At 67.5% G+C, this 18,668-nt stretch carries 16 protein-coding genes; 6 read left to right on the top strand and 10 right to left on the bottom strand.

Annotated elements, in window-relative coordinates:
- Window positions 1-76: 76 nt before the first annotated feature.
- The 5 genes from ACFU5M_RS21845 to rplN form a co-directional block, all read right to left on the bottom strand.
- Entirely contained in the window at window positions 77-1,630 is a 1,554-nt protein-coding gene (locus tag ACFU5M_RS21845; protein ID WP_379052040.1) for an acyl-CoA carboxylase subunit beta, read from the bottom strand.
- Window positions 1,631-2,029: 399 nt separating this feature from the next.
- The gene (locus ACFU5M_RS21840; protein ID WP_014981705.1) at window positions 2,030-2,215 is read right to left on the bottom strand and encodes a type Z 30S ribosomal protein S14; all 186 of its coding nucleotides are present in this window, start codon (window positions 2,213-2,215) and stop codon (window positions 2,030-2,032) included.
- A 4-nt stretch (window positions 2,216-2,219) separates the two neighbouring features.
- Entirely contained in the window at window positions 2,220-2,783 is a 564-nt protein-coding gene (rplE, locus tag ACFU5M_RS21835) for a 50S ribosomal protein L5 (protein WP_040864866.1), read from the bottom strand.
- A gap of 1 nt (window position 2,784) precedes the next feature.
- Complete coding sequence (rplX, locus tag ACFU5M_RS21830) at window positions 2,785-3,102, bottom strand: 50S ribosomal protein L24 (protein WP_181722776.1); 318 nt, start codon at window positions 3,100-3,102, stop codon at window positions 2,785-2,787.
- Window position 3,103: 1 nt separating this feature from the next.
- Window positions 3,104-3,472, bottom strand: coding sequence for a 50S ribosomal protein L14 (rplN, locus tag ACFU5M_RS21825; protein WP_067507551.1), 369 nt, complete (start codon window positions 3,470-3,472; stop codon window positions 3,104-3,106).
- Between the two features lie 338 nt (window positions 3,473-3,810).
- On the opposite strand from rplN, the gene ACFU5M_RS21820 reads away from it, so the two are divergent.
- Window positions 3,811-5,859, top strand: coding sequence for a M13 family metallopeptidase (locus ACFU5M_RS21820; protein WP_379052035.1), 2,049 nt, complete (start codon window positions 3,811-3,813; stop codon window positions 5,857-5,859).
- Window positions 5,860-5,908: 49 nt separating this feature from the next.
- Here the strand turns inward: ACFU5M_RS21820 and ACFU5M_RS21815 are convergent, their stop codons facing one another.
- Entirely contained in the window at window positions 5,909-6,571 is a 663-nt protein-coding gene (locus tag ACFU5M_RS21815) for a TetR/AcrR family transcriptional regulator (RefSeq protein WP_379052033.1), read from the bottom strand.
- Window positions 6,572-6,685: 114 nt separating this feature from the next.
- Here ACFU5M_RS21815 and ACFU5M_RS21810 point away from each other — a divergent pair, with 114 nt between their 5' ends.
- The 3 genes from ACFU5M_RS21810 to ACFU5M_RS21800 all read left to right on the top strand — a co-directional run bounded on the left by ACFU5M_RS21810 (window position 6,686) and on the right by ACFU5M_RS21800 (window position 9,214).
- Window positions 6,686-8,086 carry an MFS transporter gene (locus ACFU5M_RS21810; protein WP_379052045.1) on the top strand — a complete coding sequence of 467 codons (1,401 nt, stop codon included), beginning with the start codon at window positions 6,686-6,688 and terminating at the stop codon, window positions 8,084-8,086.
- A gap of 184 nt (window positions 8,087-8,270) precedes the next feature.
- A complete protein-coding gene (locus tag ACFU5M_RS21805) occupies window positions 8,271-8,660 on the top strand; it encodes a cupin (protein ID WP_379052029.1) in 390 nt (129 codons plus the stop codon).
- Window positions 8,661-8,773: 113 nt separating this feature from the next.
- Window positions 8,774-9,214 (top strand): nuclear transport factor 2 family protein, encoded by a 441-nt coding sequence (locus ACFU5M_RS21800; RefSeq protein WP_379052027.1) that lies wholly within the window; start codon window positions 8,774-8,776, stop codon window positions 9,212-9,214.
- On the opposite strand, the gene ACFU5M_RS21795 is transcribed toward ACFU5M_RS21800, so the two are convergent.
- Window positions 9,163-10,278 carry an MAB_1171c family putative transporter gene (locus tag ACFU5M_RS21795; protein WP_379052025.1) on the bottom strand — a complete coding sequence of 372 codons (1,116 nt, stop codon included), beginning with the start codon at window positions 10,276-10,278 and terminating at the stop codon, window positions 9,163-9,165. The two genes, ACFU5M_RS21800 and ACFU5M_RS21795, sit on opposite strands and share 52 nt — an antisense overlap.
- A gap of 65 nt (window positions 10,279-10,343) precedes the next feature.
- Complete coding sequence (locus tag ACFU5M_RS21790) at window positions 10,344-12,134, bottom strand: MFS transporter (RefSeq protein WP_379052023.1); 1,791 nt, start codon at window positions 12,132-12,134, stop codon at window positions 10,344-10,346.
- Between the two features lie 136 nt (window positions 12,135-12,270).
- On the opposite strand from ACFU5M_RS21790, the gene ACFU5M_RS21785 reads away from it, so the two are divergent.
- Window positions 12,271-13,251: an ABC transporter substrate-binding protein gene (locus ACFU5M_RS21785; protein WP_379052021.1), complete on the top strand. Its 981-nt coding sequence runs from the start codon at window positions 12,271-12,273 to the stop codon at window positions 13,249-13,251.
- Between the two features lie 45 nt (window positions 13,252-13,296).
- Window positions 13,297-13,935 carry a hypothetical protein gene (locus ACFU5M_RS21780; protein WP_379052019.1) on the top strand — a complete coding sequence of 213 codons (639 nt, stop codon included), beginning with the start codon at window positions 13,297-13,299 and terminating at the stop codon, window positions 13,933-13,935.
- 67 nt (window positions 13,936-14,002) lie between these two features.
- On the opposite strand, the gene ACFU5M_RS21775 is transcribed toward ACFU5M_RS21780, so the two are convergent.
- On the bottom strand, window positions 14,003-17,506 hold the full coding sequence (locus tag ACFU5M_RS21775) for an amino acid adenylation domain-containing protein (protein WP_379052016.1): 3,504 nt from the start codon (window positions 17,504-17,506) through the stop codon (window positions 14,003-14,005).
- A gap of 82 nt (window positions 17,507-17,588) precedes the next feature.
- Window positions 17,589-18,662: an MAB_1171c family putative transporter gene (locus ACFU5M_RS21770; protein ID WP_379052013.1), complete on the bottom strand. Its 1,074-nt coding sequence runs from the start codon at window positions 18,660-18,662 to the stop codon at window positions 17,589-17,591.
- Window positions 18,663-18,668 lie beyond the last annotated feature (6 nt).

Raw genomic sequence — 18,668 nt, 5'->3', positions numbered from 1 at the left:
CCATCCGCCGCAGCGCCTTTCTTCGCCTGACAGCGCTCGGCGTGCCAGACGCCCAGCGGCGGAGTCAACGGGAAGATCACATCGGGTATACCGGGTGCTTGCGCGGGTTGAACTCCGGCTTGACCGGCGGCTTGTCCCGCAACAGGCGCAGCGCGTTCCGGATCTCCAGACGGGTGCGCGCCGGTTCGATGACCGCGTCGATGTAGCCGCGTTCGGCGGCGATCCACGGGGTGGCGATGGTCTCGTTGTACTGGTTGATCATGAACTCGCGCGCCGCCGCCCGATGCTCCTCCGGCACCGCCGCCAATTGCCGTTTGCCGATGAGGTCCACCGCGCTGTCGGCGCCGATCACCGCGATCCGGGCCGTCGGCCAGGCGAAACTGATATCGGCACCTACCTGCCGGGCCGCCATCATGCCGTAGGCGCCACCGTAAGACTTGCGCACGACCAGGTTGATGATCGGGACCGTCGCCTCGATGATCGCACGCGGGACCCGCCCGCCGCGGATGATCACACCGTTGGCTTCCTGCTCGAGGCCCGGCAACACGCCCGGGGTGTCCGCGACGAACACCAGCGGGATATTGAACGCGTCGCAGAGCCGGATGAAGTAGGTCGACTTGTCCGAGCAGGCGGCGTCGATGGAACCACCCAGCACCAACGGCTGGTTGGCGATCACACCGACCGGAGAGCCGTCGACCCTGGCGAACCCGGTGATCAGATTCGGGGCGAACGCGGCGCGGATTTCGTGGAATTCACCGTCGTCGAAGATCCGCAGCAGGATCTCGTGCATGTCGTAACCGGCGCGATCGGAATCCGGGATGATCGCGTCGAGCTCGCGATCGGTGGCAGTGATCTCCGGCTCCAGGCCGGGGTTCACGATCGGCGGTTGCTCGAGACAGCTCGTCGGCATGTAGCTCAGGTAATTGCGCGCCCACTCGTAGGCTTCCTGCTCGGTGTCGGCCACGTGATGCAGGGTGCCGCGTTTGGCCTGTACCTCGGCGCCACCGAGCTCCTCGGCGGTGACGTCCTCACCGTTGACGGCTTTGATCACCTCTGGCCCGGTGACGAACATATAGGAATCCTTGGTGCCGATGAGCACGTCGGTGTTGATCGGCCCGTACACCGAACCCGCCGCGCACTTGCCGAGAATGATCGACACCTGTGGCACATACCCGGACAGTTTCTCCAACACCCGGGAAATATCACCGAACGAAGCGATCGAACCCACCGCGTCCTGGATGCGCGCGCCGCCGGAATCATTGATCGTCACCACCGGGCATGCGTTGTCGAACGCGAGTTGCAGGGCCCGCATGAACTTGCGGGCGGACGTGACACCGACCGACCCGCCGTACACGGTCTGATCGTGGGCGATCACCACCACCGGACGGCCCCCGATCAGACCGCGACCGGTGACCAGCCCGTCACCGTAGAGAGCGTCCGGTCGGTCGGGCTGACGAGCCAACGCACCGGTCTCGATGAACGTCCCGCGGTCGAGCAGCATGTTCACACGCTGGCGAACGCTCGGAACGCCCTTCTTCTCCCGCTTGGCGGCACCGGCCTCACCCGCCGGTTCCGCAGCGATTGTCAGGATCTTGACCAGTTCATCGAGCTTCGCCTCGGTACCTGTCACGCTCGCCGCCACCTTTCGAACCAACTGTTGCGCCCCCGCGACGTTAAGCGCTGTCGACACAAAACGCGTCATCGAACTGGATATCCCGGACAAATCACAGCCGAGGTCGGCCACACATCAGATCCTCGACAGTCAGAGGAACAAAGGACTGGCAAGACGCCGTTCCATGGCGTGATCGCCTCGGAGGACTCGAAGGCACGGTCGCGGCGGCCGACGGTGAGCCGGCGCAGGATTCCAGCTTCGATCGAACACTCCACGGCGGCATTCGCGGCGGGAAACCACGTCCGATCAGTGTCGCCGCGGTGGAAGCGCCTCCATGGAATGGCGAGGGCACGGACTCGGTGTGAGTCCGTGCCCTCGGCGTCTTGCTATCCGGGTGCGCTCACGAGGAGCGCGAGCTCACCAGGAGCTCTTGTGCACGCCGGGCAGTTCGCCCCGGTGCGCCATCTCGCGCAGGCACACGCGGCAGAGGCCGAACTTGCGGTAGACGGCGTGTGGGCGGCCGCACCGCTGGCAGCGGGTGTAGGCGCGGACAGCGAACTTCGGCTTGGCGTTGGCCTTGTTGACCAGTGCTTTCTTTGCCATGTGCTCAGTTCTCCTTGAACGGGAAGCCGAGGTGCTTGAGCAGGGCACGGCCTTCTTCGTTGTTGGTCGCGGTGGTCACCACGGTGATGTCCATACCACGCGGGCGGTCGATGCGGTCCACGTCGATCTCGTGGAACATCGACTGCTCGCTCAGGCCGAAGGTGTAGTTGCCGTTACCGTCGAACTGCTTCGGCGACAGACCGCGGAAGTCGCGGATACGGGGCAGCGCGATGGAGACCAGACGGTCCAGGAACTCCCACATCCGGTCGCCGCGCAAGGTGACCTTGGCGCCGATCGGCATGCCCTCACGCAGCTTGAACTGCGCGATGGACTTGGTCGCCTTGCGGATCTGCGGCTTCTGACCGGTGATCAGGGCCAGGTCCTCGACGGCGCCGTTGATCAGCTTCGCGTCACGGGCGGCGTCGCCGACACCCATGTTCACGACGACCTTCACCACGCCCGGGATCTGCATCACGTTGGCGTAGCCGAATTCCTTGTTCAGCGCGTCCTTGATCTCTTCGCGGTAGCGCTGCTTCAGCCGGGGCTGCACTTTTTCCGTCGTGGTCATATCAGATGTCCTTCCCGTTCTTACGGGAGATCCGGACCCGCTTGCCGCTCTCCTCGTCGGTCCGGTAGCCGATACGAGCCGGCTTGCCGTCGGAGTCGACGACCATCACGTTCGAGACGTGGATGGGGGCTTCCTGGGTCACGATGCCGCCCGAGGAGGCGCCGCGCTGGTTGGCGGAGTCCGCGACGTGCTTCTTGATCCGGTTCACGCCCTCGACGAGAACCCGGTTTTCCTTCGGGTAGGCCTGGATGACCTTGCCCTTGGCACCCTTGTCCTTGCCCGAGATGACGAGCACGGTGTCACCCTTGTGCACCTTCATGTCAGAGCACCTCCGGAGCCAGCGACACGATCTTCATGAACTTCTTGTCGCGCAGCTCGCGGCCGACCGGGCCGAAGATGCGGGTGCCGCGCGGGTCGTTGTCCGGCTTGATGAGCACGGCCGCGTTCTCGTCGAACTTGATGTAGGAACCATCGGGACGACGGCGCTCCTTGGTGGTGCGCACGACGACGGCCTTGACGACGTCACCCCGCTTCACGTTGCCGCCGGGGATGGCGTCCTTCACGGTAGCGACGATGATGTCGCCGATACCGGCATAGCGACGCGACGAACCGCCGAGAACGCGGATGCAAAGGATTTCCTTCGCGCCCGTGTTGTCGGCGACGCGCAGTCGCGACTCCTGCTGAATCACTTCAGCGTCCTCCTTGACCTGGACGTATGTGCACGCCGGATTACCGACCCGACGGGCATGGTCGGTTGCCCTCCGGACGCGCGCCTGCCAGCGGTTTTCCTCGGTTCGAGCAAGAAACGCGGAACCAACCTCTGGGGGTTCACTGCCGGATTGCGGGCATAGCTCCCGCAGGCAACCGGTCCAGTGTATGGGTATCCGCAGGTAGTTCCCAAATCGGGGCCACACGGCGATGCCCGTTTCCCCAATCCCGGCCGGTCCGGCGCCGCGCCGGTAGCCTCGTGTCCTGCAAGGCTGCCTTCGTACATCTGCGGCACCGCCGCGTCGGGGAGAGGATTCTCGTGACATCTACCGGTCGGCCAGCGAAGCTGGATCGTCGTGCCTTCCTGATCGCGCTCGGGGCGGTCCCGGCCGCCGCCGCGCTGGTCGCGTGCTCGGACGACACCGAACCCGCGAGCAGGACGCTCACCGGCGTCGATCTCAGCGGAGCGGACGAGACGATCCGGCCGCAGGACGACCTGTACCGGCATGTCAACGGGAAGTGGCTGCGGGAATACCAGCTGCCGCCGGACAAGGTCAGCTACGGCTCGGGCAGCGAAGCGGGCGATCGCACCGAACAGCAGTTGCGGGAGATCATCGACGGAATCCGGGATCCGAAACCCGGCTCGGAAGAGCAGCAGATCAGGGACCTCTACGACGCCAGGGTGGACTGGGACGAGATCGAACGGCTCGGCATGACGCCCCTGGCGCCGCTGTTCGCCAAGATCGACGGAGCGGCCACCAAGCCGGATCTGGCGAAGGTGATGGCCGAACTGCCGATCGACGGGCTGATCGGGCTCGGTATCGGCGTCGACCGGAAGAATTCGAACGCCTATATCCCTTCGGTCGGGCAGGCCGGACTCGGCCTGGGCGAGCAGTACTACCGGAAGCCGGAATACGCCGAGGTGCTCGCGCAGTACCGCACCTTCCTGGAGCGCATCGCCGCGGGCGCGGGGTTCGCTGATCCGGCCGGCCTCGCGCAGCGGGTGTTCGACCTGGAGAAGCGGATCGCGCCCGCGCACTGGGACAACGTGCGCAACCGTGATACCGACGCGACGTACAACGTGTACAGCTGGGCCGATATGACCGCACTCGCTCCGGGCTTCGACTGGGATCCGTGGCTGGCCGGGAACACCGGCCGCCCGCGCGACCTGTTCGCCACGATGGTGGTCAACCAGCCGTCGTACCTCACGGCGGCCGGCCAGTTGTGGACCGAGGTCGATGTCGCCACCTGGCGGGACTACCTCAAGCTCTATGTGTTGCGGGAGTTCGCGCCCTACCTGCCGAAAGCCGTCAACGACGCGAACTTCGATTTCAAGGGCAGAGTGCTCAACGGGCAGGACGAACGGCCCGAACGCTGGAAGTACGGGGTCTCGATCGTCGACGACAAGCTCGGCGAACAGCTCGGAAAGCTGTATGTGGCCAAGCATTTCCCGCCGGAGGCCAAGCAACGGGCCAAGGAGATGCTCGCCGACGTCGTCGCGGCCTATCGGGAGAATTTCACCAACTCGACCTGGATGTCGCCCGCGACCAGGGCGGCATCGCTGGCGAAACTGGACAAGATCGATCCCAAGATCGGCTACCCGGACAAGTGGGTCGACTATTCCAAGCTTCAGATCACCAAGGGCAAGCTGATCGAGTCGTTGCTCGCCATCAACGTTTTCGAGGTCAAGCGTGCGTTCGCGCGCCTGGGCACGCCGGTCGACAAGGACGAGTGGGGGATGTCGCCGCAAACGGTGAATGCCTACTACTCGTCGACATCCAATCAGATCGTCTTCCCGGCGGCTTACCTGCAACCACCCTTCTTCGACAAGGACGCGCTGCCCGCGGTCAATTTCGGCGCGGTCGGCTCGACCATCGGGCACGAGATCGGCCACGGCTTCGACGACCAGGGCTCCAAATACGACGGGGACGGCAATCGCCGCGACTGGTGGACGCCCGAGGACCGCGCCGCGTTCGACGCCAAGGCCAAGCAACTGGTCGACCAGTACAACGCGCTCGTACCGGAGGGGCTGGCACCGAATCAGCACGTCAACGGCGAACTCACCGTCGGTGAGAATCTCGCCGATCTGCGCGGATTGCAGATCACCTTGGCCGCTTTCCGCGTCGCCGAAAAGCGCAGGGGCATCGACAACCCCGACTACCGCGCGATGTTCCTGTCCTGGGCCCGCAGCTGGCGGGAGAAGCAGACGAAGGAACTCACCGTCCGCTACCTCAGCATCGATACGCACTCCCCCAACGAATTCCGCTGCAATCAGGTCGTTCGTAATCTCGACGAGTTCTACAAGACCTTCGAGGTCAAGGAAGGCGACAAGCTGTTCCTGCCCGCTGATCAACGCGTGACATTCTAAGTCGCCGTTCCAGCCGTGCGGCGAGCCTGCCTGTGGCGGCAGACTCGCCTCACGGCATCCGGAGCAGACCCTCGATGAGGGCGTCCAGTCCGAGTTCGTAGGTGTCCTGGGCGGCGAGGGACACGTAATCGGAGCCGAGGGCGGCCAGGCGAGGGTAGGCGTCGGCGTCGAGCTCGGCGAAGACCTGTGCGCGGAAAGTGGGGCGGTCCTGCCCGGCCCGGCGGGCGGATCGGGCGGCCACGATGAGGTTGCCCGCCGTGTAGTGCCAGACGGCGCGGTACGCCTGGACGGCGCGCTCCAGCGATAGGCCGCCGGCGACGAACCCGTCCACGATGGATTCGGTGACCCACAGCGCGGAGACGCCCAAGAGGTCGTCGGCGGCGAGGATTTCGACGACCCACGGGCGCGGGGCGAGCGCGTCGTGCATGGCCCGCGCCGCGACGCGGACGCGCCGGCGCGGCTCCTCCGGCAGATCCGGCCACACCACACTGTCGGCGTAGTCGTTCAGCAGTAGCCGGAGCAGGTCTTCCTTGTCACGCACATGGTGGTAGAGCGCCATCGGCGTGCAACCGAGTTCGGTGGCCAGGCGGCGCATGGTCAGCTTCTCCACGCCATCGGCCTCGATCACCGCGTTGGCCGACGCGACGATGTCCGCGCGGGAGATACGCGCGGGTCGCCCGGTGCGCTGGGGCTGCGACGACGGGCTCGGCATGGGTCCATCTTCGCCTATCCACCGAACCGGGTATGGACACGGGGCAACCCGTGCGGTTAGTTTTTATACATGTATACAAACTCTGGAGGGCGGCCTGGTGTCGCATTGACGGCGGTGGCTGTCGCGCAGTTCATGGTCGCGTTGGACCTCGCGGTGGTGAATGTCGCCTTGCCCGCCATCCGGGCCGATCTGGGCTTCGCGCCGGTGGATCTGGCCTGGGTGGTCCACGTCTACGCGCTGACCTTCGGCGGGTTCCTGCTGCTGGGCGGGAAGGCGTGCGACCTGTTCGGGCGGCGCAGGTTGTTCACCGGCGGGCTCGTCGCGTTCGGCGTCGCCTCGCTGGCCGGCGGTCTCGCCCAGGAACCGTGGCAGCTCGTCGCCGCCCGAGCGGTGCAGGGACTCGCGGCGGCGGCCGTGGCGCCCGCCGCCCTGGCCACCCTCACCACGACCTTCCCGGAAGGCCACGCGCGGGTGCGAGCGCTCGGCGTGTGGAGCGCGGTCAATGCGGCGGGCGGTGCGATCGGTGTGCTGGTCGGCGGATTGCTGACCGAGTACGCGAACTGGCGCTGGATCATGCTGATCAACATCCCGATCGTGGTGATCGCGCTCGGCGCGGCGGTGGCCGGTGTCGCCGCGGATCGGATAGGCGAGCGAGGACGGATCGACGTTCCGGGCGCTGTCCTCGGTACCGCCGGAATCGGCCTGCTGGTGGTGGGCGTGGTGCGAACCGACCATCAAGGCTGGCTCTCCGCCGCCACGGCGATCACACTCGGAGCAGGTGCGGTGCTGCTCGTGGCCTTTCTCGTGGTCGAGGCACGTACATCGACACCGTTGGTCCGGCTCGGCTTGTTCGGCAACCGCTGGGTGACCGGCGCGAATGTGTTCGTATTCCTCGCCGGGGCCGGACAATTCAGCGCGTTCTACCTCCTGTCGCTGTATCAACAACAGGTGCTGGGCATGAGCGCGGGCGCGGCGGGCGCGGCATTCGTACCGTTCTCGCTCAGTGTCATCGTCGGCACGGTGGTGGCCACTCGCCTCGGCGGCAGGCGCTCGCCGAAAGCGGCGCTCGTCCTCGGCGGAGCGCTGACCACGGTCGGTATCGGCTGGTTCGCCTTCATCAGTCCCGACGGCAGCTTCCTCGCCGACGTCCTCGGCCCCTCGCTGGTGGGCGGCTTCGGCCTCGGACTGTGCCTGGCCCCGGTGGCCGCCGCGGCGACCATGGGCGTCGCGCCGCACGAAGCGGGAATGGCCTCCGGCGTCTTCAACAGCGCGCGCCAGCTCGGCGGCTGCGTCGGCGTGGCCGCGCTCGCCACCATCGCCGCCGCGCGAACCGGCGACAGCACCGGTTCCGCGGCTCTGAACGATGGTTACGCCCTGGCGCTCTGCTGCGCGGCGGGACTCTTCGCGGTGGCGAGCGTCGTCGCCGCGACCGTGCTGCCGACGACGCGCCGCACGATGCCCATGGCGACGCCGGAGGGTGAGCAGGCCGCAGAACTCTCCGCCGCGCGCACCTGACGACGCCCCCGTGTCGCCCGAAGCCCGTCCGTCGACGGAATAGCGATCGCCGAGTGGAGTTCACCGAGCGGCCCGGCACCGGCTCCGCGGACGCGATGTCGAGCGGCTCTCGCCACCACAGTGCGGAGTGGTTCGAAACCGAAGATCCGAAAGTACCCACCCATTTACATCGAAAGGGCAAACCATGAACCAGAACTCGATCGATTTGTTCAGCCGCGCCGTCCATTTCGGCCGCGAGGGCCGGGTAGCGGCCGGTGAACGCCGGATGGCCACCGGCGACGGTGACTGGCAACTCGCGGCCTTCCACGTCGAATCCGACACCGACGTGCACGCCGACCACTGGGAAGTCCATCCCGGCAGTGACGAAGCGGTGTGCTGCCTGACCGGCGCGCTACGCCTCTTTCTGCGACCGGAGCACGCGGGCGAGGACGAGACGATGGTCCGCCTCACTCCGGGCACCGCCTTCGTGGTCCCTCGGAACCGATGGCACCGCATCGAACTCGACGAACCCTCCGACATCATGTCCATCGGCCTGCGCCACGACACCCGCCAGGAGCCGGTCGCCGCGCACTGATCCGCCCTCATCGGTTCCCGTGCCCGCCGCGCGTGCGCGGGAACCGCCTCGGCGAGCATCGCGACGTCCGAATACCGCCGGTCCCGCCCGCCCCCGGCGGTCAGACTGGCCGCATGACGCGATCGACGACCGACCCGATGACCGTACTGACCGGAATGTACGCGGCCGAAGCGGCATACCTGGCGGCAGGCGGGCCGGGCAACGCCTCGTTCGAACTGCTCGCGCCGTTCTTCCACCCATCGGTGGTCCTCTATCAAGCCGAGAACCTCCCCTACGGCGGGATCTGGCGCGGTCACGACGGCATGGAACGGTTCTTCCGCGCCATGAGCGACACGTGGGAAGAATTCGATTTGCTCGAACAGCGTTTCCTGATCAGCGCCGAGACCGCCGTGGTGCACACGGAGGTGCGCGCTCGCGCTCGCGCGACGGGCCGCGAACTCACCTTTCCCATCCTGCAGACGATCACCTTCACCGAGGGCCGTATCGCCGAGGTGCGCCCCTTCTATTGGGATACCGCAGCGGTCGTCGGCATCTGCACGTCGACCGACCGGTAATCCACGGCGGCAACTGCTTCCGGCCATGCACGAGCCAATTCGAGCAGAAACCGGAATTCCGCCGTACGATTTCGAGCCTCGGCCTGGGCCGCACCCGCGGCGACGCCCGAAGCCGGTGTGCTACCGCCGCGCTTGGCTCGCACGGCCAGCGCGACCTGGAGCGCGTAGCGACGTGCGTCGGTGTCGATCCCGGCGGGCGAGCCGGGCGCATACGGCTTCAGGTGCAACAGGGCGTCCCAGATCTCGACGGTCATCCGATAGAGCTGGGACGTCGCTTCTCGCGGCGCGGAAAGGTCCTCGGTCAGAACGACTTCCGGCACCACGGCGGTGAGATCCCGCCACAGCGGCCGCAGCCGACGGCAGGCACGCCCGGCGCGATCCCAGCCCGCCCGCGCCAGCAGCGCCGCGACAAGGGGGATCATGGTCAACAGAGTGATGGCGGAGAACATCAGAACCGCCGCGACAGCCCACATCTTTCCCGGCTCGCTCGGCGGCGTACCGGCGAGCGCGCGAACGATCATGATCGTCATCGAGATCAACCAATAGATCGCGAACGCGAGCAACATCGCGAAAATGAGCTTCTCCCTGACCGAAACGCCTCCGGAGCGCAGTTCGCGAACGCACGCACGACCGAAGAGCAGCGCGCAGACACCCCCGGGAAGCGCCGACAGCGTCCATACGACTTCGACATAGTCGATCCGCCACGCCCATTGCAGGATCGGGGTGGCGACGATCAGCGAAACGGCGACAGCGACCGCCGTCGCATCGTATCGCCGCTGCCGCCGGTGCACGGCCGCCGTTTCGGCACCGTCGAGGAGTCTGGCCAGCCCGTAGAAACTGGCGAGTGCCATGAGACCACCGCAGAGGTAGACGCGCGGCCCGAGGTCGGGACGATGCAACGCGACGGCCACCTCGTACAGCAGCAGACCCACCAGATTCCAGCTGAAAGTACGGTTGATCAGCCGATCGGTGGCCGTCTCGTCGACCAGCAACCACCGCCCCGTGGTCATGAGCGCGACGAAGACGACAACCGACAGCAGTACCGGAGTCGGAACAGCGTTCATCGCGATCGACGGTATGTCCTCGCGCGGCGCGGGGCCAGCCCGGGCGCGAAACCCGCGCCGCCGGATCAGCGAACGGGTACCGCGGCGCTCACGTCCTCCGCCGTCTGCCCGGCCTCGGCGAGTTCGGCCGCCTCGTCGTAGACGTACTTCGCACCGATGAACCAGGACGCCACGGCAGCCAGGAACATCATCACGGCCGCCGCGACGAACACCACCACCAATCCGGAATGGAACGGGCCGGTGAGCAGGTTGGGGAAGAACTCCTGACCGGTGAGGGTCTGCGCGTCGACGCCCGGCTTGCCGAGCTCACCCGAGGGACCGAGCAACTCCTGGATCGGGTTGTAACCGAGGAACGCGGCGAACATGCTGGCCACCGGCGGCAGTCCGGCCAGTTCGGCGGCGGCTCCCGCGGAGACGCCTTGCGCGCGCAGACCGGAGTCCAGCGCCGATGGCAGGCTCGCCGCCAGCCCGACGACCATCAAGGAGAAGAAGATTCCCATCGACAGCGCGTTGCCGCCGTTGAAGAGGGTGCCGCGCATGCCGGAGGCCGCGCCGCGCTGGGCGGCGGGGACGCTGGACATGATGGCGGCGGTGTTCGGCGAGAAGAACAAACCGCTGCCGATACCGTTGAGCAGAGTGATCAGCGCGAACAACCGGTAGTCGAAATCCACCGGGATGATCAGCAGCAGCAGGAACGTCGCGCCGGTGAGCAACGCTCCTCCGGTGGTGAACAGCCGGGGCCCGTAGCGATCCGACAGCCAGCCCGAAATCGGTCCGGCGGCCAGGAATCCGATGGTCAGCGGCAGCAGGTAGATGCCGGCCCACAACGGGGTGGACTCGAAGTCGTACCCGTGCAGGGGAAGCCAGATGCCCTGCAACCAGATGATCAGCATGAATTGCATGCCGCCGCGTCCGATCGAGACCATCAGATTGGCGAAATTGCCGAGCCCGAAGGCCCGGTGACGGAAAAGCCCCAGGTGGAACATCGGGTCGGCGACGCGAATCTCCACCACGCAGAACACTGCGAGCAGCACGAGGCCGCCGAGCACCGCGGACAGCACCCACGGGCTGGTCCAGCCGGTGGCGTGGTCGCCGTAGGGCTGGATGCCGTAGGTGATGCCGGTCAGCAGGGCGGTGAGTCCGAGGCCGAAGGTGATGGTGCCCGCCCAGTCCAGCTTGCCCGCCGTCCGGATGCCGACCTCGTGCAACGAGCGATAGGACCAGACCGCCCCGACAGCGGCGATCGGGACGCTGACCCAGAACACCGCTCGCCAATCCCATTCCGACAGCACGCCTCCGATGAGCAGGCCGAAGAACGAGCCGGCCACCGCGGCGACCATGTTGATACCAAGCGCGGTGCCACGCTGACGGGCCGGGAAGGCGTCGGTGAGGATCGCCGAGGAGTTGGCCGTCAGCATCGCGCCGCCGACACCTTGCACGACGCGCCAGACGATGATCCACATCGCTCCGGCGCCCCCGTGCCACGGGTCGAAGGACAGCGCGACCGCCGACAGCGCGAAGATCGTGAAGCCGAGGTTGTAGACCCGCACCCGCCCGAAGATGTCGCCGAGCCGCCCGAACATCACCACCAGCACGGCAGTCGCGAGCAGGTAACCCATCAGCATCCACAGCAGGTAACCGACATTGCCCGCCGCGAGCGGGTTGAGCCCGACACCGCGGAAGATCGCGGGCAGCGAGATCAGCACGATGGACGAGTTGATCGCCGTGAGCAGGACACCGAGCGTGGTGTTGGTCAGCACGATCCACTTGTAGTTCGGATGGTTCCGGTCGTAGGCCGACCGGCGCCGGATGGTCCGGACATCCCCCGGATCGACTTCGATGGATGGATTCGTCACGGCAGCCCCTCACCAGATAGTTACCGCCGCAAACTATATAGTTAGCGGAGGTAATCATCAACCGGGACGCACCGACACCCACCGCAGGGCGAGATAGGTTAGCCTTGGCTGATTTACTTTGCAGGAAGGTGCGACGATGAAGTTGGTTCGGATGCGCGGCCGTTGGCCGCGAGCGGCGCTGACGGTCATGGCGGGAGTTCTCGCCCTCACCGTCGCCGCGTGCGGATCCTCGGAGGACGACTCGGCGGCCGGTAGCGAGACGGTGACCATCACCCACGCCCGCGGCGAGACCACCATCGAGGGCACCCCGAAGAAGATCGTCGCCCTCGGCAACCAGTGGCTGGACGCCACGCTCGCGCTCGGCGTGGTCCCCGTCGGATACCTCGACAACGTCGCGGTGGCCTCCAAGAGCACACCGCCGTGGGAGCCGAAGAGCCTGGAGTCGGCGAAGGCCCTCACTACCACCGGCAACATCGCCGAACAGGTCGCGACCCTGGAGCCGGACCTGATTCTGGTCGACCCGTTCATCGCCGACCAGAAGACCTACGACGAACTGTCCCGCGTCGCGCCGACGCTGCCCGCTCTGAGCAAAGAGTCGGTAGCGCCCTGGCAAGACCAGGTCACCGCCCTCGGCAAGGCGCTGCACAAGCCGGACGAGGCCGGCAAGGTGATCGCGAAGGTGGACGACAAGATCGCCGCCATCGCCGCCGCGAACCCCGGCCTGAAGGGCAAGACGTTCGCCAGCACCTGGCTGGCCGGCCCGGCGCAGCTCATGGTGTTGACCGACCCCGACGACGGGTCGTCGAAGGTGTTCACCCAGCTGGGGCTCGGCATTCCGAAGAATCTGACCGACCTGCCCGCCAATCAGGGCAGACTCGCCCTGTCCCCGGAGCGGGTCGATGAACTGACCGCCGATCTGTTGCTGGCCGGCTACGCCCCCGGCTTGGACGAGAAGTACCGGCAGCTACCGGGATACAGCGACCTGCCCGCGGTCAAGAAGGGCTCGGTCGTCTTCCTCACCACCCAGGAGATCAGCGCCGTGAACACCCCCACGGCGCTCTCGGTGCCCTACATCCTGGACAAGCTGGAGCCCGCCTTCGCCGCCGCGGCGAAATAGGCGAGGCACCGGTCGGCTCGGTCGACAAGCGGAGGTATGCGGTCCTTGCCCGCCGCCACATATCCACAGCAGACCAGATTCGCGTTCCCGGACGGCGTCACCTGCCGGACCGGTACGGCGAGCGCGGTTCTGGTCGATCCGGCGCGCGAGGAGGAGCTGACCGGCCTGGCCCCCGGTCAGCTCCACGCGCTGGAGACACTGGCCCGGGGACCGGCGACCTTGTCGGAGCTGGCTACGGGCGGCGACGATGTCGCCGAACTGATGGGCAGGCTCGCCGACGGCGGCTGGCTGTCGGTCACGGTGCGCGACGGCGGGCGCGATCTCTACACCATCCGCCCGTTCGGGCGGCCCGCGCCGCGACCGAGCACCCCGCTCCCCTGGTCGGCGACACTGTCGAAATTCGCCGTGCTGCATCGCGACTCGGAAGGTTTCGTGCTCGAGCACCCGCGCGCGTGGTGCGATCTGCGCATCCACGACCCGCGGCTGCTGGCGTTGCTCGACGGGCTCGGCGCGGCCGACGCCGACGTGCCGATCGCCGTCAAAACACAGTTCGCCGACGACCTGCACTGGTGCGGATTCCTGATCGCGGACGCGTACGCGGAGGACGACGAGTTCCCACACGTGGTGGGCGCCTGCCCGTTCTGTGGTTCCCTCGCCGAGGCACGCTCGGCGAACACACCGTAAGCCGGGGAGCATCCCGGTCCCGATCGTCGGACCGGGGCAGACTCCGCGGCGCAGCCATGACCCCGCGTTACGTCTGAGCCAGGATCTCCTCGTCCGTCATCGACGCCACCTCGAGGTAGAGCCGGGCGACCGCGGGCAGGCTGCCGTCCGAGCCTTCGCGTTCCTGGAGCCGCTCGGCGAACCGCGCGACGGTACGGGTGGCGAAAAGGTCCGCGACCAGCGCGTGGTCGGCCTGCAACCACTCGCGGACCCGGGCGACGACAGTGGTGGCGAGCACGGAATCGCCGCCGCGGCCGAAGAAGTCGTCGTGCACACCGATCACGTCGATACCCAGGACGGTTGCGACGATATCGGCCAGGGCGGCCTCCACGTCGTCGCGCGGGGCGGTGGCCTGATCCTCCTCGGCCTCCGGTTCGAGGAGGCGGACCACGGCGCGGCGGTCCAATTTGCCATTGGCGGTCAACGGCATCTGCGCGAGGAACTCGACGCGCGCGGGGACCATGTAGCCGGGCAGCAGATCCGAGACCGCTGCGGTGATGTCGCCGATCTCGGCTACGTCACCCGCGACAGCGGCGACCAGCTTGGGCGCTCCCGCACCGACGACCGCCGCGACGGCGTGCCGCACGCCGGGCACCGTACGCAGCGCGCTCTCCACCTCGCCCAGCTCCACCCGATACCCGCGGATCTGCACCTGATGGTCTGCGCGGCCGAGGAATTCGATCGTGCCGTCGGGCCAGTACCTGGCCAGATCGCCCGTCCTGTACCAGCGGATACCGTCGTGCTCGACGAAACGCTCCGCGGTCCGCTCCGGATCGTTGCGGTACCCCGCGGCGACGCAGACACCGCCGACCCAGAGTTCGCCGGGCACCCAGTCCGGGCAGTCCCGGCCCGCAGAACCGACGACGCGGCACCTGACATTGCGCAACGGAACGCCGAACGGCACGGTCGCCCAATGCGCGGGTGGCTCGCCCTTCACCTCGCAGATGGTGGTGTGAATGGAGGTCTCGGTCGCGCCGCCGAGACCGGCGAAGCGGCAACCCGGCACCTGAACCGACAGCCTGCGGGCCAGATCCGCGCCGACCCAGTCGCCGCCGAGGATGACCGCGCGCAGCGAATCGCCCAGCTCGTCACCACCGATCTCCAGAATCATGTCCAGCATGCTCGGCACGCAGTTGAGGACCGACACCTGATGCGTGCGCACCAGTTCCACCCACGTGGCCGGATCGGCGCGTTGCTCCGGATCGACGGTCACGACCGATCCGCCCGCCGCGAAAAGGCCGAAGATGTCGTAGACCGAAAGGTCGAATTCCAAGGCGGACAGCCCGAGCGCGCGACCTGTGCTGGAGACCTCGAACCACTCGTTCAAGGCATCGATGGTGTTCATCGCGCCACGGTGCGGGATTTCGACGCCCTTCGGCACGCCGGTCGATCCGGAGGTGAAGAGCACGTAGGCGATGTCGCCGGTATCCGGGTAGACGGGCGCGGAAAGCGGCTGCGGGTAGTCGCGGGCAACGTCGATGGACAGGCACGCGATCGGCGCCCCCAGGTCCGCGCCCTCGACCGTCAGCGCCGCGGCGATACCGCCGGTGCGCAGGATCTCCGCGCGCCGTCCGACCGGCTGATCGAATCCGATCGGCACGTAGGTCGCCCCGGCGGCGAGCACACCGAGCACGGCCAGGACCTGGTCCGGCCCCTTCGGCAGCTGCACCGCGACCGCGTCGCCCGGCTGCACGCCCTCGCCGCGCAAGGCGCCCGCCACGGCCAGCGCGCGGGCGGCCAATTCCCCGTAATGCCACACCCCTTGCTCGTCGCCGAGACCCCACAGCACCGCGGGTGCGCCGGGATTCGCCGCCGCGTTCTCGAAGAAGCCCTGGTGCAGGCAACGCCCGCTGACCGGGCCGTCGGTGGCGTTGACCGCGGCGCGCACCTCGGCCTGGGCGAGCGGCAGCCGCACGGCGGCCTCCGCGTTCCATCCCGCCGCGCCGTCCCCGAGCCGGCCGATGGCCGCGCAGTACCAGGCGAACATGGCGTCGATCATGCCCTCGGGGAAGGCCGAGGCGCGCACGTCCCAGTTCAGCAGCAGCCCGCCACGAACTTCGGTGACCTGCGCGTCGAGCAGTACCTGCGGTCCCTGCGAAATGATCCACACCGGCTCACCGAAGGTCTCGGTGACCTTCTCGGCGAACAGTTCGCCCAGGTTCAGCGCGCTGGTGTAGACGACAGGAGCCAGCACGGGCTCGCCGCGCTGCCTGCCCAGATCACGCAGCACCTCGAGCCCGGAATACGCGGTGTGCGCGCCGCTTTCGTGCATGCCGCGTTGCAGCGCGCGGGCACGGTCGGTGACCGACATGCTCTCGGTGACGTCGACCTCGAGCATGATCGAGGAGGTGAAATCGCCGATCACGCGATCGATGTCGGGGTGCACCGGATCCCGGTGGAACAGTGGCACATTCAGCAGGAAGCGGCTCTGCGCCGACCAACCGCCGATGGTCTCGGCGAACACCGCCGCCAGCGCCATCGCCGGAGTGATCCCGCGCTCGTGCGCGGCGGCGAGCAACCGCTGCTTGGCTTCCGGCGCCAGCCAGTGGTCGTAGCGCACCGTGTGATTCGGGTCGGTGCGCTCGCTGACCGGAACGGTGGGAAGCTCCGGTGCGCCCGGCAATTCCGGCAGCCGCTCCTGCCACCACTGCCGGTCACGGTCGCGAGCGGTGCGGTCCTCTCGGTGCTCGGTGCGGTGGCGACGGTAGGTGTAGCCGGGGGCAGGCACGGCCGACCCGTGGTACAGCTCGGCCAGATCGGAGATCAGTACGCGATAGCTCATGGCGTCGCCCGCGAGCATGTCGACATCCAGGTGCAGCCTGCTGCGGTCCGCGTCGCGGAGGGTGAGCGTGACGTCGATGGCCTGGCCGTCTTCGATGGCCAGGCGCTGATGGGTCTTGCGGTCGCGCAGTTCGGTCAAGGCGGCCTCGGCCGCCTCGGGCGACCGATCGCACAGGTCGACGACGCTGAACACCGGCTTGCCCGGAGCCGTCATGGTCTGCTGGGTGCCATCCGGCAGAAACCTGGTGCGCAGCATCGGATGCGCGGCGACCAGGTCGGCCACCGCGCGCTCGAGGCGCGCGGGATCGATACGGCCGCCGTCGAATTCGACGTATAGGTGCGCCGCGACTCCGCCGAGTTCTTGCTCGTCGGAGCGGCCGATCCAGTACGCATGCTGCATGGTGGCCAGGGGGAACGGAGCCGACTCGTCGTCGGCGCCCGCGATCTGTGTCACCGTCTCGGCCGGCACCGGCTCCGCCGATCGTCCGGCAGCGTCGTTCGCGCCCAGCAGACCGTGCCACGAAGCCACCGTGGGACTGGCGGCCAGCTGAGCGAAGTTGATGTCGGCGCCGCGCTTACGCCAGCCGCCGGCGAGTTTCATCGTGCGGATCGAGTCGAGGCCGAGTTGGATGAGGTCGTCGTGATCGGCGACATCCGCGGCGGTGAGTCCCAGTTGACCGGCCACCGCGGCCCGGATCTCCTCCAGGCCGATGTCCAGCATTCCTTCTGCCCGACGCTGTGTCGACTCCATCGCGCTGCCACTCCTTGTCTGCCGCCGAATCGGCGGACCGAGACTGCTGCGGCATAGCTTAGCCGAGCCTAAATAGGTTTGCCTAACCTACATCGGCGCGCGCTTTCGGCCATTCCTGGGCCAATTCGAGTAATTGCCGCAGGCCGTGGGCACGATCGCGGCTGCCGGATGGCAGAGCGGCGAGCGGGGCGTTCTGCGCGACCGGGCGGAGCCCGGCGGCTCTGGACCGGACGGCATGGGCGATCCGACGGGCAAGATCGCCCGCGCCTGCCCCGGAAACGGCCTCGCGTCCCGGCGCCGGGGACGGCATGTAGGGCTTCAAATGCAGGAGGGCGTCCTGGATCTCCACCGTCATCCGATAAAGCCGTGACGCCGCGCCGCTGTCCTCCTGACTCAAGACGACTTCCGGGACGGCAGCGGTCAGGTCACACCAGAGGGGATGCAGACGGCGGCAACGCCGGCCTGCTCGATCCAACCCCGCTCGCACCAACACGGCGGTGAACAGTGGTATCGCCGTGAGTGTCGCGATGACAAGCAGGCAGAAGAACGACGAGACCGCCAAGACATTCCCCGGATGGCTCGGCGGCACACCACCTATCGCGCGCACGACAGTGAGGAGTGCCGCCACCGCCCAATACACCGCGAGGAACAGCAGAACCGAATAGGTCAGTTTCTCCTTCGCCGAACGCGCGGCGGTGCGCAGCTCCCCGAAACTGGCCCGCGCCACCAGATACCCGCTGGCCGCCATGGGAAGCTCGGACAGCGTCCACACGATCTCGTCGAGCTCGACGTGCAGCACGTCCCCGGCGGCAGGCGAAATCGTCAGCGTCACCGTCGAAGCCACGGCGGCGACGGCACTGTAGGTCCGCTGCCGTCGCTGTGTCACCTCGGGCCGCGCGCCCGCGACCAGTTGTGCGACCACCAGAACGGCGGCGATGGTCATCAATCCGCAGCACAGAAACAGCCGCTGCCCGAGTACGGGGAATCCCGCCGCGCTGGCGGTGACATAGAGCGCGAGGCCACCGACATCCCACGCCCATGCCCGGTTGATCATGCGGTCGGTGATGGTATCCGCGACGAGAAACCATCGCCCGGCCGCGATAGCCGCGACGGCCAGGATGACCGGGAACATGAACCACGCAGGCACAGAGTCCATCGCCGT

Origin of the sequence: Nocardia sp. NPDC057455 (genome assembly GCF_042802775.1) — a bacterium.
GTDB lineage: Bacteria > Actinomycetota > Actinomycetes > Mycobacteriales > Mycobacteriaceae > Nocardia.
The sequence above is the reverse complement of the archived record's forward strand: the minus strand, read 5'-3'. Positions and strand labels throughout refer to the sequence as shown.